Origin of the sequence: Aurantiacibacter hainanensis, from assembly GCF_036321025.1 — a bacterium.
Classification (GTDB): Bacteria; Pseudomonadota; Alphaproteobacteria; order Sphingomonadales; family Sphingomonadaceae; genus Alteraurantiacibacter; species Alteraurantiacibacter hainanensis.
Genome location: NZ_JAZAPB010000001.1, coordinates 81,075 through 96,134 on the forward strand (window position 1 = coordinate 81,075; position 15,060 = coordinate 96,134).

Sequence of the window (15,060 nt, forward strand, 5' to 3'; positions counted from 1 at the left end):
TCAGACCTCCGCCGGCTTGAACAGGCAGGGATCGGGCGCGGGCTTCGGCATGGTCTGCGGCCCTCCGACGCCAATGCCCCACTGGTCCATGATCCTGGGCGCGGGTTCGTAGACCGTCGGCTCGAAGGTCTCGAAGTCCACTTCCTCCAGCTCTGCGGTGTATTCCACGGCAAACCCGTTGGGCGTGCAGAAATAGCTGAAGGTGTTGTCGCCCGCGGTATGACGGCCCGGCCCCCACTTGATGTCGATGTCGCGCTGCTTCAGTCGCGAGACGCCGCGCAGCATGTCGTCCGCGCCCAGCATGTCGTAGGCGACGTGGTTGAGACAGGGCGGCCCGGGCAGCAAGGCAAGGCGGTGGTGCGCGCTGTTGCAGCGCAGGAAGCACATGAAGTCGCCCAGCCAGTCGGAAACCTTGAAGCCGAGCACGTCGGTGAAGAACTTCACCGCAGCCTGGTGATCGGGCGAATGCAGCACGATGTGGCTGATCTTGACCGGCAGGCCTTCCCAGCGTTCCATCGCCCGCTTGTCGAGCTTCTCTACATCTGCCGAAATCTCGAACGGCAGACCATCGGGCGAGAAGAAGCGGAAGCCGTAGCCGCCGCCCGGCCCGTCGATTGGGCGCGGCTCGTGGACGATCTTGCAGCCGGCTTCGGCAACCTTGCCGTGCAGATCGTCGACGTCCTCGCGGCTGTCCGCTGCCAGCGCAATCACCTCGATGCAGTTGATGCCGGTGTCGTGCAGGCGGACGACATGGTGTTCGTCGTGCCCGTGGGTCTTGAACCAGGCCATTCCCTCGGCATCGGCAACTTCGACGAGACCCCAGTCGTCGGCATAGAATTTTCGCTCGGCGTCAAAGTCCTCGACGCCATATCCGACATAACGGATTTCTGTGACTCGGCTCATGTGCTTGTCCCTCACAATGGTAGGAATCAGATCGGCTGCGCGGTGACTTCGAACATCTCCGCGGTGGCCTTGTGGTTGTCGACAGCCGGACCCTTGCCCAACTGGCCGTGGCAGATCGCCAGCGAGCTCTCGACGATGTATCTGCAGCGTTCGAAGCGGCGCTCACGGTAGGCGGCAAAGGCCTCTTCCGGCGTATCGGCTCTGGCCAGTTCTTCCGCCAGGACGATGCTGTCCTCGATCGCCATGCCCGCGCCCTGGCCCAGGTGCGGTGTCGTCGCGTGAACGGCATCGCCCAGCAGCACCACCCGGCCCTCGCTCCACGGACCGTAGAGCATCATCGCCTCCAGCGGGCGGTAAACGACGCCGTCATCGTCGGTGATTTGCTCGGCGAGTTCGCGAATGGGAGATGCGGTGTTCGCGAGCTTGTCCCGCATGGCCCCAGCCAGACTTTCCCTGTCGTACCAAGGATTTCCGGGTTCGGGCGTGGTGACGTACATGTACATCAGGTCCGAGCTCATGGGGACGAGACCCACTCCCGTCGGTCCATTGTAGACATGCAGGGCATCGAGATCGTCGGGACGAGGCAGGTTGTAGCGCCACACCGCCTGGCCGGTGTATTCGGGCTTCGGAGCATCGGGCATGATCTTCTGCCGGGTATCGGAATAGACGCCATCGGCACCGATCACGATGTCGTAACGTCCCTCGCTGCCGTCGGAGAAGCGTACCGTCACGCCTTCGCTATCGTCTTCGATAGCCTCTGCCGTCACGCCCAGGCGTACATCGGCACCCGCCGCAATCGTGCGATCGCCCAGCACCTTGTGCAGTGCCGGGCGGCCGATGCCGACATTGGCCGGGTAGCCCTCGACCAGCCGAGGACTCGGCACCTTGGCCACCTGCGTCCCGTCCGGCGCGTGGACCGCGACGAAATCGAAGCCGACCGCTGCATCCATGTAATCGTCGAGCAGGCCAAGTTCCTTCATCGCCCGCAGGACATTGCCCTGCTGAATGATGCCCACGCCGTAGACAGCCCATTCGGGATCTTTCTCGATCACCGTCACCCCATGCCCGTCGCGGCGAAGGGCAATGGCTGCCGTCAGACCACCGATGCCGCCGCCTACGATCAATATCTCGAGATTTTTCATCGCTCAGAATGCATCCATGTCGTCGGCTATCAGGAAGGGCCCTTCATAGACCGCTGCGATATCGTGAAGATACCGCATATGTTCAGGCTGGTTCTTTTCCCAGCCCGAGAAGTGCGTGACCACGACCGAACCGACGTCGGCGCGGCTGGCCAGCTCACCCACCTGCGTCGGCGAAAGGTGATGATCGGCCAGGTGCGATTGCGTGGCGCGCGAGACCGCTTCCGGCATGCCGGGATTGGCGGCCAGCATCCGTTCGATCGTAAGGGGTATGTCCATCATTTCCACGACGAGCAGATCGGCGCCACTCGCCAGTTCCTCCACTGCACTGCTGGGACCGGTGTCTCCTGTATAGGCGATGGAGCGACCCGGCAGGTCGAAGCGGTAGGAGAGCGACTGGAAACGGGCTGCAAGCTCGCTTCCTTCGGGAAAGCTGTAATGCGTGTTCTCGCGGACCGTAACCGTCATGCCGTCAACATCGACGCTGTCCCCGTCCCGCATTTCGATGACGCGGATACCGGCGCGATGATCCACGGGCGCTGCCCCGGCGACGCCGTAGTTGGCCGTCGCGCCCGGTACCATGGCGGCCAGAATGCCATCCACCAGCTGCTGCGTTTCTGGTGGGCCATAAATTGTCAGCGGATCTCTGCCGTTGGTCTGGAAGCGCAGCCCGAGAATCCCCGCGAGGCCAGCGGTATGATCGAAGTGAAGGTGGGAGATGAATATCCCGTCGATCATCTTCGTTTGCACACCAGCATTTCCGCTCTGCCTGGCCGCCCCGTCCCCGACATCGATCAGGTAGTCGCGCCCGTTGAAGCGGAGGAGGTTCGAGGGCTGGGAGCGTGTCGAACTGGTGACCGGCCCGGCACCGGTGCCAAGCGTGACCCAGACCCCTTCGCCCCCACCCGCTCTCTCCTGCGCTGCTGCGGGAATAGCAGACAGCGACAGGGAAGCGCTTGCTACGAGGAATCGTGCAAGAAGCTTCATGATCAAAACTCGTAACCCAGCCGCAGTCCATAGGTGCGCGGCGGCTCGTACTTCGGAGAAGCCACGTTTGCCGCCCCCAGCTGGTACAGCGAGCGCATTGCCTCGTCGGTGATGTTGCGAACGAACACGCTGGCCGTGAAGCCCTTGTCGTAAGGCACGAGCGAGATACTCGCATCAAGCGTCACGTCTTCCCCTGCATTGCCGGTGGGAAGATAGTTGAAACCGATGACCCTCTCGCTGCGGTAACGGCCGTCGAGAGTGGCGATTACCTCATAATCGCGCATCTCGAAGGTTTGCTGGATGCCCAGGCTGACGGTCCAGTCCGGCGCATTGAGAGCCGGCTTGCCGGAACAGTCGACCGTGAAGGTCCGCTGCGCCCCGAGGTTCTGCGTATAGTTGCAGCCGGTGATCGGCGTGAGGAAGTTGGGCGGATCGGTGGCGTCGGAGAGATCGACCTGCTCGTAGACGAAGGTGTCGTAAGTCGCGTCCAGATACTGGACACCCCCCCGCAGCAGGGTCGTTTCGGTTACCAGGGCCTGGAAGTCGATCTCGACGCCCTTGATCGAGGACTCGCCGACGTTGCGGGTGTAGAACGAGTTGTTGCCCCGATCGTCCACGCCCAGCGCGGCAAGTTGCTGTCCGCGGTAATCCCAGTAGAACGCCTCGAAATTCATTTGCAGGCGGTTGTCGAAGAAGCTGTTCTTTGAGCCGATGGTATACGCATCGATGTATTCCGGATCGTACTCTTCCTGCCCGAAGGTGAGATTGAATCCGCCGGCGCGGAAACCCGTCTCGAAACTGGCGTAGATAAGGTTGTCGGGCGTTGCATCGTATTCGAGCGCGGCGCGCCAGGTCACTTCATCATCGCCCGAAGATCGGACAATTTCAGTGGGTGTGTTGATCAGCAGCGCCTGCGGGCCCATCGGACCGAAGGGACCGTAGGGGAACGCCCCATAGGGCACTGCTGCATCGAGCGGCGACCCCGCGGGGAACAGCGCAGGGTTTAGCTGCTCCAGCGATTCCTGCAGCGTAAGACCCGCCGGAATGGTCGGCACTTGTGGGCAGCTCGGTGGTCCGAATTGCGGTTCGATCAGGCAGACACCGGTCGTGCTGATCGAAAGCGCGTCGATCGAACGGCTTTCGTCCGTGTAGCGAATTCCGCCAACCACACGGAAGTCGTCGGTCAGGCTGTAGCTCGCGCGCGCAAATACGGCGACGGATTCGGTTTCCGACGCGAAATCCTGGAATGAGACGGTCGAGAACTGGTTGTAGGAATTCAGCCCTTCGACGCTTTCGTCGAAATAGTATGCTCCCAACAGCCATTCGAGCGGACCTGCGTCACCGGACAACCGTCCCTCGATGCTGAACTGCTCGGCGGTGTCCTGGTTGATACCGGCCTTGAACGGCGCGCCGTTGAACTGGTTGTCCAGCTGGGAACTACGGAAGGCCGGAATGACGACCAGATCGGCTCCGCCAAGATCGAGATTGAACTCGGCATTGATACCCCAGTACTCGTCGTCCCTGTAAGGGAATTCATAGCCTACGACGGGCGAATAGAGCGGAGCGGCCGTCGCGGTCTCTTCGATGAAATCGAGGGTTTGCGGCGCGAAGAGACCCGTAAAGGGCTCGCTCACGGAAGAAGGCGCCGGGATGAACTGCCAGTTCGGAACGGTGGCATCGGGAGTGAAGGGCGCGAAGGTATAAACACCATCGACGTTCAGGCCCGGACCGGTGCCCTTCTGCGTGGAGTAGTCCGCCGACAGGCGAAGATCCGCGGCGGGGGAAATCTCGAAGAATAGCTGGCCGCGCAGCGCCAGGTCTTCCTTCGAGCCGGTTCCGTCGTCGTAATACCCGTCACGCTCCGAATAGGTGCCGGCCAGCCTCGCGGCGATCCTGTCACCAACCGGCAGGTTGATGACGCCGGTCGTCTCGATCGCATCATAATTGCCGTACTGGGCGCTGACGCTCCCCTCCAGCACACCGAGGCGCGGAGCGTTGGGAATGACGTTCACCGCGCCGCCCGTTGCGTTGCGTCCGTACAAGGTGCCCTGCGGTCCCTTGAGCACCTCGACGCGGTTTACATCGAGGAACGAGGCGACCGTGGACGACGGGCGACCGATGTAGACGCCGTCCAGATTGAAGGCGACCGCGGGGTTGGTGTAACCGTTGTTGGCGAAATTTCCGACGCCGCGGATGAAGTAACCTACGTTCGCGCCGCCCGCCTCGGGGACGTAGAGCGCGGGTGCGACCTTGTTCAACTGCGTGGCATCGACAACGCCCGTACGCGCCAGTTCGGCCCCGCTGATCGCGTTGATGGGAATGGCCGCATCCTGCAGGCTCTCTTCGCGCCGCTGGGCTGTCACGGTGATGACATTGAGGCCGGTGCTTTCCGCCGCCGGTTCGTCTTCGTTGCCCTGTGCTTCCTGGGCGCTGACGCCTTGGGCGAATGACAATGCGGCAAGAGCCGTGGTCGCGAATAGCAATTTCGACATGCTTCGAATCTCCCAACTGCCGCCTGACGGGCGGTCTCGAACGCGGGACGGATCGCACCGAAATTTGAAACAGTCGAATTTTTTGTTTTTGTCGTCTTCCATTTACGATATTGATACATCATGAGACTGGACAACTTCGACCTCAACCTGCTCGTCGCCTTTCACGTCCTGATGCAGGAGCGAAGCGTAACCGGCGCGGCCCGCCGCCTGAACCTCACGCAGTCCGCGATGAGTGCCGCGCTTTCGCGGCTGAGACAGTCGTTCAAGGATGAATTGCTGGTGCTGCACGGCAAACGCATGATCCCGACCCAGCACGCGCTATCGCTGGCCCCCCAGGTTGCGACGACCATTTCCCGGCTTCGCGGATTGATCGCGGCAGGGACGGCATTCGATCCGGCCACGTCCCAGCGCACCTTCCGCATCGACGCCTCCGACTATGCGACAACGGTCCTCCTCGTGCCCTTCATCACGCAACTGGAGCAATCTGCCCCGGGGGTGCGTTTCGAAATCTCCTTGCCAGGCGATGCCAGTCGCAGGCGTCTCGACAACGGCGAAATCGACCTCATCCTGACGCCCGAGCAGTTCATCGGAGGCGAGCATCCGAGCGAACTGGTTTTCGAAGAACGGCATGTCGTCGTGGGATGGTCGGAAAATCCCGCGATGCGAGACATGGATCTGGAGACCTTCGGGAATGCCGGACACGTCGCCGTGAGGATCGGCGGTCAGGATACTTTCGCGGAGGCGCTCCTGCGCCCCCTGGTTCCCGAACGGCGGATAGAGGTGGTCGCGCAGTCCTTCATTCAGGTCCCCTGGTTGCTGCAGGGAACCCAGCGGCTGGCAGTGATGCACGAACGGCTGGCGAATGCCTGCCGGCAGCTTCATTCGCTCGTGATCTGCGAGCCGCCGTTCGTCCTGCCGCTGATGCGGGAAATGATGCAGTTCCATTCCGCCCGCCAGAATGACGGAGGCCTGTCGTGGCTGCGCGAGAAGATGCTGGAGTTTGCGAAAACCCGGTAGAGGCAAGGCCGGCAGGGTAAATCCCGCCGCTGGAGGTCATCGCAGGTGCCGTAGCGTTTCGTCGATAAAGGCGATTTCGGACTCGTCCGGCATCCAGTCTGACTGCAGCGGGCCACCCGCACCGAACACCGCTTCCACGATGCCCTGCTTCCCTGCCTGCTGCCAGATTTCACGCAAGGCCGCCGCCTGCGGGTCTTCTACCTTACGCACGTCGCCGCTGACATGGTGAAGCCAGTGCGCAATGCCGGTCAGGATAGCTTCACAGCAATTGCCGCGCTTCTGCTGGATCGCGAGCGTCTCGAGCCAGCGTTGGCCAATCTTCTGGCTGCCGTCCATGGCGATCTGTGCGAGCCGGTGATTGAGCGCGGCATTTTCGAACCGCTCGATCAGTTCAGCGCCGTAGGTATCCAGATCCTGCCCCTCGCCCGCTGCAATCGTGGGGGCCGCCTCTTCCATCATCAGCTGCTGCACGAGTTGTCGCAGCCTTTCGTCAGCGATGGCCTCATGAACGAAGGTATGGCCGTGATCCAGCGCGGCATAGGCGAGCAGTGAGTGGGCACCATTGAGCATCCGCAGCTTGGCTGTCTCGAAGGGAGCGACATCGGATACGATCTGCACGCCGTGTTCTTCCCAGCGGGGATGCGGCCCTGCAAAGTCGTCTTCGATCACCCACTGCGTGAAGGCTTCCGTGAACACCGCCCCTTCGTCGCGCATCCCGATCCGCTGCTCCAGATCGTCGAGATCGGCAGCCGAAGAGGACGGCACGATCCGGTCGACCATGCTGTCCGGCGTCGTGCAATTGCCTTCGAACCAGCCGCGGAGGTCGGCGGCCTCGGCGTCGATCCACTCCAGCATCAGTCGCCTCAGCTGCTTTCCGTTGCCCGAGAGGTTGTCGCAACTGAGCAGCGACAGCCCCGGCAGGCCAGCATCGCGCCGCCGGGCCAGCGCTTCGCACAGGATCGGATGGAAGCCATCTTTGGCCGCAGCGAAGTCAAGCGACCCGTCGGGTGCGCGGCAGTAGCCCTTCTCGGTAACGGTAAACGTCACCAGATGACATTCGGGCGAGGCAAGGCGCGTGACGATTGCTTCACGGTCCGACGCGGCAACGAGAACCTCAACAACCGAGCCGATCAGTGCCGTGTTCTCACCAGCCGATCGCACGGTCAGCGTATAGAGTCCGTCCTGCGGATTGAGTTGGTCGGCGACGGTTGCCGAGCGCATGGAAACCCCGGCGATCATCCAGCCGGTCTCGCCCGCCCTCAGGCACGCGTCCGTATAGGCAGCCTGGTGCGCGCGATGAAACGCGCCGATGCCGAAGTGGACAATCCCGACAGGCTGCGTCCGGTCGTATCCGGGACGCGAAACATCCCCGGGCAACTTCCCGGCATTCTGGGTCGACAGCCTCACAGCTTGTAGGCCGCCTTGGCGAAATTGTAGGCCAGGTCCTGCGCCAGTTCGGCCGCTTCCCATTCTTCCATCCGGTGCTCTGCCACCAGCTCCGCCAGAAAGCCGCAGTCGATCCGCCTCGCCAAATCATGCCTGGCAGGGATGGACAGGAACGCGCGCGTGTCGTCGTTGAAGCCGACGGTGTTGCAGAAGCCCGCGGTCTCGGTGACCATGCGGCGATAGCGGCGCATCCCCTCGGGACTGTCGTGGAACCACCATGCCGGACCAAGCTTGAGCGACGGATAGTGTCCGGCGAGCGGCGCAAGTTCGCGAGCATATGTCGACTCGTCGAGCGTGAAGACTATCAGCGAGAGACGCGGATCGTTGCCGTGCTTCGCCAGCAGCGGCTGCAACGCGCGAACGTACTCGGTGCGAACGGGGATGTCGGCCCCCTTGTCTCTGCCGAAGCGATGGAAGAGCGCCGGATTGTGATTGCGGAACGAGCCGGGATGGATCTGCATGACCATCCCGTCGTCGAGGCTCATGGTCGCCATTTCCGTCAGCATCTGCGCGCGGAAGAGTTCGGCGTCTGCCGGGTCCACCTCGTCAGCCTGCACCTTGCGGAACAGGTTCTCGCAGTCGGCGAGGGAAAGGTCGGCGGTCGTCGGGGTGGGATGGCCGTGATCGGTGGACGTGGCGCCCATCTCGCGGAAGAATCCGCGGCGCTTTCGGTGCGCGGCAAGATAGCCCTGCCACGATGTGCAGTCTTCGCCCGTCAGGTCGCTCAAGGCACCAAGGTTGGCCCTGAAGCCTTCGAATTCAGGATCGATGACGGGATCGGGCCGGTAAGCTGTTATGACCCGGCCACCCCACCCGCTCTCCCTGATCTGCGCATGGCTTTCCAGTGTATCGAGAGGGCCTTCGGTCGTCGCAATCACCTCTATCCCGAAGCGATCGAACAAGGCGCGCGGGCGGAATTCGTCGCGCTGGAGAGCATCGGTGATGGTGTCGAAATAGCTATCCGCGGACTCGGCCGACAGCAGGACATCGAGATCGAAGACTTCGCTGAAGACCCAGTCCAACCAGATGCGCGAGGGCGTTCCGCGGAACAGATGATAGTTGGCAGCGAACAACCGCCAGGCTTCGCGGGGGTCGGCACTCGTGGCCCCGGATGTGTCGGGTACGCCGAGTGCTTCCAGCGCAATGCCCTGCGAATAGAGCATGCGCAGCAGGTAGTGATCCGGGACCAGCAGGAGATCGGTCGCGTTGCCGAAGCTTTCGTTCTTCGCGAACCACGCCGGATCGGTGTGTCCATGAGGACTGACGATCGGCAGGTCCCGTACGGTCTCGTAGAGTTCGCGGGCGATGGAGCGGGTGGACTTTTCCGCCGGAAAGAGCCGGTCAGGGTGGAGACGAAGCTGGGACATGATGGCAGAGATTTCTTCCAGTCTTGCTAGGCCGTCAGCTGCGCGTAGCGTTCGCGCTTGGCCTGCATGTTGCGGCGGGCCTCATCGACGGCGCGTTGCTCGGTCGCGAACAGCAGACTGTCGAGAACCTTCAGCAAGTGAGCGCGCATGGCAGCGCGCGCAGCGGCGGGGTCTCTTTCCTGCAATGCGCGCAGGATCGCCGTGTGCTCGTCGACAACCGGCTTGATGTTTGCGTGGCGCGCCTTCTCGTGAAGGAGAGCGGCCTCGCGGGAAGTGCTGCGCAGCTCCCACAGACGCTCCACCGTTTCCACGAGAGCGCTGTTCCTCGTCGCCCTCGCGACGGCCAGGTGGAAGGCGGTATCCGCCTCCTCCTTGCCGCCAGGGGCCTCGTTCTCTTCTTCGATCTGGCCGACCAGGATTTCCAGTTCGCGCAGCTCTTCGTCGGAAATTTGCGCAGCGGCCAGCGCGGCCACCTCGCTTTCGACGAGAAGGCGCGCTTCGGTAAGTTCGATTGCCGATACGTCGCCCGCGCCCACCTGATCCTGCTCCGTCGCAGAGCGGACGTAGGCGCCCGAGCCGACGCGCACGTCGACAAGGCCCCGGACTTCCAGCGCAATGATGGCCTCGCGGATTACCGGGCGGCTGACATCGTATTTCACAGCCAGATCCCTCTCCGCCGGAAGGCGGGCTCCGACTGGGAAGTTTCCGGACTGGATTTCCCGGATCAGCCTGGCAGCGATGTCCTTGTAGAGACGGGGGCTGGCCTGACTCTTCATCCGTCTCTTCGCCTCCTTTGGACTTACCAATTCTTGAAACTTGACAGACCAAATTGGTGTCGTCAACGACAGCATATTGCCTGTCGCAGACTTCCGGGGAGCTGCATGAAAATTCAAGCTGCGAAAGTCATCGTCACCTGCCCGGGACGAAACTTCGTTACGCTCAAGATCGAGACCGATCAGGGCGTGTACGGCATCGGCGACGCCACTCTGAACGGCCGGGAGCTGGCGGTCGTCTCCTACCTGGAAGACCACGTGATCCCCTGCCTGTTGGGAATGGATCCGCGCCGTATCGAGGACATCTGGCAATATCTCTATCGCGGTGCCTACTGGCGGCGCGGCCCGGTGACCATGCGGGCCATCGCGGCGGTCGACATGGCCTTGTGGGACATCAAGGGAAAGATGGCGGGAATGCCGCTCTACCAGTTGCTCGGCGGGCGCAGCCGCGACCGGGTGATGGTCTACGGGCACGCCAGCGGCGCCGATATAGAGGCGACGGTGGACGCCGTGGGCAAGTATATCGACCTGGGATACCGGGCCATCCGCGCGCAGAGCGGCGTGCCGGGCATCCAGAATGCCTATGGTGTCGGCCGGGGCACGCTGCATTACGAACCCGCCGACGCGGAACTGCCGTCCACCACCGGGTGGGACACACGCAAGGCCCTGAACCATGTGCCAAAGCTGTTCGAGAAACTGCGGGAAACCTATGGCTTCGATCATCACCTGCTGCACGACGGCCACCACCGCTACACGCCGCAGGAAGCCGCGAGCCTGGGCAAGATGCTGGAGCCCTTCCAACTATTCTGGTTCGAGGACTGCACGCCGGCCGAAAACCAGGAGGCTTTCCGGCTTGTGCGGCAGCACACCACCACTCCCCTGGCCGTGGGTGAGATCTTCAACGCGATCTGGGATTGCAAGGACCTGATCGAGAACCAGCTCATCGACTATATCCGCTGCACCGTCGTGGGCGCAGGCGGTCTCACGCACCTGCGCCGCATTGCCGATCTCGCCAGTCTCTACCAGGTCCGCACGGGATGCCACGGCGCGACGGACCTTTCGCCGGTCACCATGGGCTGCGCACTCCATTTCGACACCTGGGTGCCCAACTTCGGCATTCAGGAATACATGCGCCATACCGAGGAGACGGATGCGGTGTTCCCTCACGACTACACCTTCGCCGATGGCCACCTGCACTGCGGAGAGACGCCGGGCCACGGGGTGGACTTAGACGTGAAGCTGGCCGCCAAGTACCCATACAAGCCCGCCTACCTGCCGGTCGCCCGGCTGGAGGATGGCAGCATGTGGAACTGGTGACGCGCCGATGGCCCGCGTAACTTTCGTTGGCGAAGGCATGGTCGAACTGCGGCAGGCCGAGGGCGATGCCTACCGGCTTGGTTACGGCGGCGACACGCTGAACTCGGCCATCCACATGGCCCGCTCCGGCTACGACGTGGCTTACGCGACCGCGCTGGGTAACGACACGTTCAGCGAGCGCCTCCGCTCCGCCTGGGAGGACGAAGGGCTCGATTGCTCCACCATCCTCACCGATCCAGCCCACGGGGCCGGACTCTACGCGATCTCGCTCGATGCCCGGGGCGAGCGCAGCTTCACCTACTGGCGAAGCGACAGCGCAGCGCGCCAGCTCTTTGCCCTTCCCCGGACTGCGGACATGATGGAGCGCGTGGAGCAGTCCGAGATGCTGGTCTTCTCGCTGATTTCCCTCGCCATCCTGCCCGAGGCCGGGAAGGAGGCCTTGCTTTCGCTCGCAGCCCGGATGCGCGACAACGGCTGCTTGGTGGCCTTCGACGCCAATTACCGTCCCAGGCTCTGGGACAGCGCCCGGTCCGCCGCGCACTGGCGCGACCGGGCAATCGCGGTGGCGACGCACGGTCTTCCTACGCTGGACGATGAGATGCAGCTCGGCCCGGCGGGCGATGCCGACGATGTCGCCGCCCACTGGCAGGACCTGGGATGCGCAGAGGTCGTCGTGAAACTCGGAGCCGAAGGATGCCGCCTGCCCGACGGCGAGATACTGGCTCCGGCATCGACACTGGACCCGGTGGACACCAGCGGCGCGGGCGACGCCTTCAACGCCGGATATCTCTCAGCCCGCCTAGGTGGAGCCGATCCTCGCGAGGCGGCACGAAAGGGTAACGCGCTGGCTGCATGGACCATCATGCGCGCCGGAGCCATCCCGCCCCGGGATACCTCGGCACCCTACCCGGAAGACCCGTAACGAGAGCCGCCAGACTATCGCGCTGCGGAAAGGCCGCCACGATCCGCTGAGGCGCGCCAGTCGAAGTGGTCGGGGAGACGGAATTGGAATTTCGGTCGGTAATCCTCACCTTTCCACACTTCGCCCAACATCAGCCCCTCAAGATCAGACGAAGTGCGCCTCGCTAGTCGCACATTTCGCGAAGTCGGCTTTGCGCCCTCATCCCGGTCATTCGCGTTGCGCTCGCAAGCATGACAGCTTGGAGGGAGGACTCTCGAGAGCAATTCTCGATTCATTCCCGTTTCTTGTTCGATTGCGGTTGCGACAAGACTCCTGACGCGAGGCAGTACCAGTTGCATCAGGGAGTGGGAAACCTTGCTCGTCTCCCGGCTCGATGGCGCTGCGACGCCCCCTTCACAAATCCGACTGGAGACCTATCCTGCCTATTCGCTATCTGGAGTAGCCATCGCGCGGCCATGGAGAGCCACGTTCATATTCCCTACTTGCGGGAAGTTCTCGTCTTCCTGCTCGCGGCGGGTCTTGTCATTCCGCTGCTGCAACGCTTCGTCAGCCCGGTCATCGCCTATTTCCTGGTCGGCAGCATAGTCGGCCCCTACGGCCTCGGCCTTCTGGCCGACGACTTCGAGGCAGTATCGTGGCTTGTGATAACCGACCTGGAGGGCGTCGCGACCCTTGCGGAGCTGGGCGTCATCTTCCTCCTTTTCGTCATCGGGCTTGAGCTTTCGTTCCAGCGCCTGTGGGCAATGCGCCGACTGGTCTTCGGCCTCGGCAGCGCGCAGATCCTGGTCACCGGAGCCGTCATCGCAGGGATCGCCTTTGCCTGGGGCAACAGCGCTGCAACAGCCGTCATTCTCGGCGCCTGCCTCGCCCTGTCTTCGACCGCTATCGTCACGCAGCTGCTGATCGAGAGCGGGCGGCTGGGCTCGACTTCGGGCCGGGCCACTTTCTCGATTCTGCTGATGCAGGATCTGGCCGTTGTGCCGATCCTGTTCGCCGTGAGTGTGCTGGGTACGCTGGCAGTCAGCAACGTGGCCACGGGGTTCGGACTCGCGCTGCTTGAAGCGCTGGCCACGGTCGCGGTGATCTACGGCGTGGGACGCATCGTCTTGCGTCCGATCCTGAAACTGGTTGCGGGAGCCGACAGTCGGGAAGCGTTCGTTGCGATCATACTTGTTATCGCCGTCGGCACCGCGGCTTTGACCGGCGTGGTTGGCTTGTCGATGGCGCTGGGCGCGTTTCTCGCCGGACTACTCGTGGCCGAAACCGAGTTCCGGCACCAGGTGAAGATCGACATCGAGCCCTTCAAAGGCCTCATGCTCGGCCTCTTCTTCCTATCGGTGGGCATGGGGATCGACTGGCGCTTTGTTATCGAGAATCCGTTCTGGATCGTGGCCTCGGCTGCAGGACTGATCGTCCTCAAGTCCGCCATCAATTTCGGCCTCTGCCTTGCATGGAAGCTGCCCCGCAACCGTGCTGCAGAGGTGGCCATCATGCTCGGCCAGGCGGGCGAGTTCGGCTTCCTTGTTGTCGGCCTTTCCGTAGCTGTCGAATTGCTTCCTCCAGATGTCGGCCAGTTTATGCTGATCGTCGTGGGCCTTACCATGCTGGCGACGCCGGGGCTCGACTGGCTGGCGCGCAATGTCTCCCGCATTCTCGATCAGGAGCATAAGACCGACGACGACCCGAACACCGTGGTGGACGAGGAGCTGGAGGGACACATTATCATCGCAGGCTACGGCAGGGTCGGCGAAACCATCGCTACGGTGCTGGACAAGCAGGATATCCGCTATCTCGCTATCGAGAAGGATGTCGCCCTCGCCCGCAAGGCCATGCACGAGGGGCGGCCCGTCCGCATGGGCGACGCGGCGCGGCTGGAAACCTTGCGCGAGGCGCATCTTGATCGCGCTGCCGCCGTTGCCATTACCATCGGCGACGAGCAGGCGACGGAAATGCTGGCGGCGGAGATTCACCGAAGGTGGCCGCTGGTGAAGATCCTCGCTCGCGCCCGCGATGCCGATCACGCGCGCAAGCTGCTCGAACTGGGAGCGAACGTGGCCGTACCGGAAACGATCGAGGGAAGTCTTCGCCTCGCGCACACGATACTCCTGGAAGTCGGCACGGACGAGGAGACGGCCAGCAGGCAAATCGATCTTGAGCGGTTCGGCGAGGAACAGTGACGCTTCAGGCTTTCGGCCGAGGCTTGCGCAAGACCGGGGCTTAGGCTCGGAAAGGAACGAAGATGTATCGCAGGATCCTGGCGGCAATCGATTGCGAAGATGAACATGGCACCGCGCTGATTCTGAAGCGATGCGCTTCCCTGGCGCGCATGTGCGAGGCGAGAACATCTCTCGTGCATGTAAGGTTGCGCCTTCCCGAGGCCTACAGTCGCCACTTTGAATGGTATTCCGAGATCGATCTGGTTAGGGAATTGAAGGCCTCGCTCAGCGATCTGGCGCGGGAACACGGGCTGGAAGACTGTCTTTCCAATGTTCATGTTCCTGCGGGTTCGATCGCCAGGGAAGTGATCCGCACTGCCGAGGACGAGCGCGCCGATGTCATTGTCATGGCCGCACATGCGATGACTATCGGCCGGGTCGTTCTGGGTTCGAATGCCCACGCGATAATGCGCGAAGCTCCCTGCGATGTGCTGGTCACCAAAGTGCGGCAGATGGACCGATGAATGGTGGCGGTGCGCTG

12 protein-coding genes are annotated in these 15,060 nt (G+C 62.8%); 5 read left to right on the plus strand and 7 right to left on the minus strand.

What is annotated here, in order from left to right; all coding sequences use genetic code 11:
* Genes AAA989_RS00400 through AAA989_RS00415 form a run of 4 tightly spaced genes read right to left on the minus strand, consistent with a single transcriptional unit; the run spans position 1 to position 5,521 of the window.
* Entirely contained in the window at positions 1-903 is a 903-nt protein-coding gene (locus AAA989_RS00400; protein ID WP_338240419.1) for a VOC family protein, read from the minus strand.
* A 26-nt stretch (positions 904-929) separates the two neighbouring features.
* Positions 930-2,045 carry an FAD-dependent oxidoreductase gene (locus AAA989_RS00405; protein WP_338240420.1) on the minus strand — a complete coding sequence of 372 codons (1,116 nt, stop codon included), beginning with the start codon at positions 2,043-2,045 and terminating at the stop codon, positions 930-932.
* Between the two features lie 3 nt (positions 2,046-2,048).
* Positions 2,049-3,029 (minus strand): MBL fold metallo-hydrolase, encoded by a 981-nt coding sequence (locus AAA989_RS00410; RefSeq protein ID WP_338240421.1) that lies wholly within the window; start codon positions 3,027-3,029, stop codon positions 2,049-2,051.
* A 2-nt stretch (positions 3,030-3,031) separates the two neighbouring features.
* Positions 3,032-5,521, minus strand: coding sequence for a TonB-dependent receptor (locus tag AAA989_RS00415; RefSeq protein WP_338240422.1), 2,490 nt, complete (start codon positions 5,519-5,521; stop codon positions 3,032-3,034).
* A gap of 120 nt (positions 5,522-5,641) precedes the next feature.
* On the opposite strand from AAA989_RS00415, the gene AAA989_RS00420 reads away from it, so the two are divergent.
* The gene (locus AAA989_RS00420; protein ID WP_338240423.1) at positions 5,642-6,538 is read left to right on the plus strand and encodes a LysR family transcriptional regulator; all 897 of its coding nucleotides are present in this window, start codon (positions 5,642-5,644) and stop codon (positions 6,536-6,538) included.
* Positions 6,539-6,574: 36 nt separating this feature from the next.
* On the opposite strand, the gene AAA989_RS00425 is transcribed toward AAA989_RS00420, so the two are convergent.
* The 3 genes from AAA989_RS00425 to AAA989_RS00435 are packed head-to-tail and all read right to left on the minus strand — an operon-like array spanning position 6,575 to position 10,127.
* Complete coding sequence (locus AAA989_RS00425) at positions 6,575-8,008, minus strand: mannitol dehydrogenase family protein (protein ID WP_338240424.1); 1,434 nt, start codon at positions 8,006-8,008, stop codon at positions 6,575-6,577.
* The gene (gene uxaC / locus AAA989_RS00430; RefSeq protein WP_338240426.1) at positions 7,942-9,351 is read right to left on the minus strand and encodes a glucuronate isomerase; all 1,410 of its coding nucleotides are present in this window, start codon (positions 9,349-9,351) and stop codon (positions 7,942-7,944) included. Before uxaC ends, AAA989_RS00425 begins: the two co-directional genes overlap by 67 nt.
* Positions 9,352-9,377: 26 nt before the next feature.
* Entirely contained in the window at positions 9,378-10,127 is a 750-nt protein-coding gene (locus AAA989_RS00435) for a FadR/GntR family transcriptional regulator (RefSeq protein WP_338240427.1), read from the minus strand.
* 105 nt (positions 10,128-10,232) lie between these two features.
* Here AAA989_RS00435 and manD point away from each other — a divergent pair, with 105 nt between their 5' ends.
* From manD to AAA989_RS00455, 4 genes are all read left to right on the plus strand, one after another.
* Positions 10,233-11,441, plus strand: a complete 1,209-nt coding sequence (gene manD, locus AAA989_RS00440; RefSeq protein WP_338240428.1) for a D-mannonate dehydratase ManD — start codon at positions 10,233-10,235, stop codon at positions 11,439-11,441.
* Between the two features lie 7 nt (positions 11,442-11,448).
* Complete coding sequence (locus AAA989_RS00445; RefSeq protein WP_338240429.1) at positions 11,449-12,363, plus strand: sugar kinase; 915 nt, start codon at positions 11,449-11,451, stop codon at positions 12,361-12,363.
* Positions 12,364-12,818: 455 nt separating this feature from the next.
* The gene (locus AAA989_RS00450; RefSeq protein WP_338240430.1) at positions 12,819-14,540 is read left to right on the plus strand and encodes a cation:proton antiporter domain-containing protein; all 1,722 of its coding nucleotides are present in this window, start codon (positions 12,819-12,821) and stop codon (positions 14,538-14,540) included.
* A 62-nt stretch (positions 14,541-14,602) separates the two neighbouring features.
* On the plus strand, positions 14,603-15,043 hold the full coding sequence (locus tag AAA989_RS00455; protein WP_338240431.1) for a universal stress protein: 441 nt from the start codon (positions 14,603-14,605) through the stop codon (positions 15,041-15,043).
* The last annotated feature ends 17 nt before the right edge of the window (positions 15,044-15,060 follow it).

What these genes read in the sequence shown, in the direction of transcription:
- uxaC (WP_338240426.1), bottom strand. Translation starts at nt 9,351, where the DNA reads ATGTCCCAGCTTCGTCTCCACCCTGACCGGCTCTTTCCGGCGGAAAAG.
- AAA989_RS00435 (WP_338240427.1), bottom strand. Translation starts at nt 10,127, where the DNA reads ATGAAGAGTCAGGCCAGCCCCCGTCTCTACAAGGACATCGCTGCCAGG.
- manD (WP_338240428.1), top strand. Translation starts at nt 10,233, where the DNA reads ATGAAAATTCAAGCTGCGAAAGTCATCGTCACCTGCCCGGGACGAAAC.
- AAA989_RS00425 (WP_338240424.1), bottom strand. Translation starts at nt 8,008, where the DNA reads ATGGGAAGCGGCCGAACTGGCGCAGGACCTGGCCTACAATTTCGCCAA.
- AAA989_RS00445 (WP_338240429.1), top strand. Translation starts at nt 11,449, where the DNA reads ATGGCCCGCGTAACTTTCGTTGGCGAAGGCATGGTCGAACTGCGGCAG.
- AAA989_RS00420 (WP_338240423.1), top strand. Translation starts at nt 5,642, where the DNA reads ATGAGACTGGACAACTTCGACCTCAACCTGCTCGTCGCCTTTCACGTC.
- AAA989_RS00405 (WP_338240420.1), bottom strand. Translation starts at nt 2,045, where the DNA reads ATGAAAAATCTCGAGATATTGATCGTAGGCGGCGGCATCGGTGGTCTG.
- AAA989_RS00400 (WP_338240419.1), bottom strand. Translation starts at nt 903, where the DNA reads ATGAGCCGAGTCACAGAAATCCGTTATGTCGGATATGGCGTCGAGGAC.
- AAA989_RS00415 (WP_338240422.1), bottom strand. Translation starts at nt 5,521, where the DNA reads ATGTCGAAATTGCTATTCGCGACCACGGCTCTTGCCGCATTGTCATTC.
- AAA989_RS00450 (WP_338240430.1), top strand. Translation starts at nt 12,819, where the DNA reads ATGGAGAGCCACGTTCATATTCCCTACTTGCGGGAAGTTCTCGTCTTC.
- AAA989_RS00410 (WP_338240421.1), bottom strand. Translation starts at nt 3,029, where the DNA reads ATGAAGCTTCTTGCACGATTCCTCGTAGCAAGCGCTTCCCTGTCGCTG.
- AAA989_RS00455 (WP_338240431.1), top strand. Translation starts at nt 14,603, where the DNA reads ATGTATCGCAGGATCCTGGCGGCAATCGATTGCGAAGATGAACATGGC.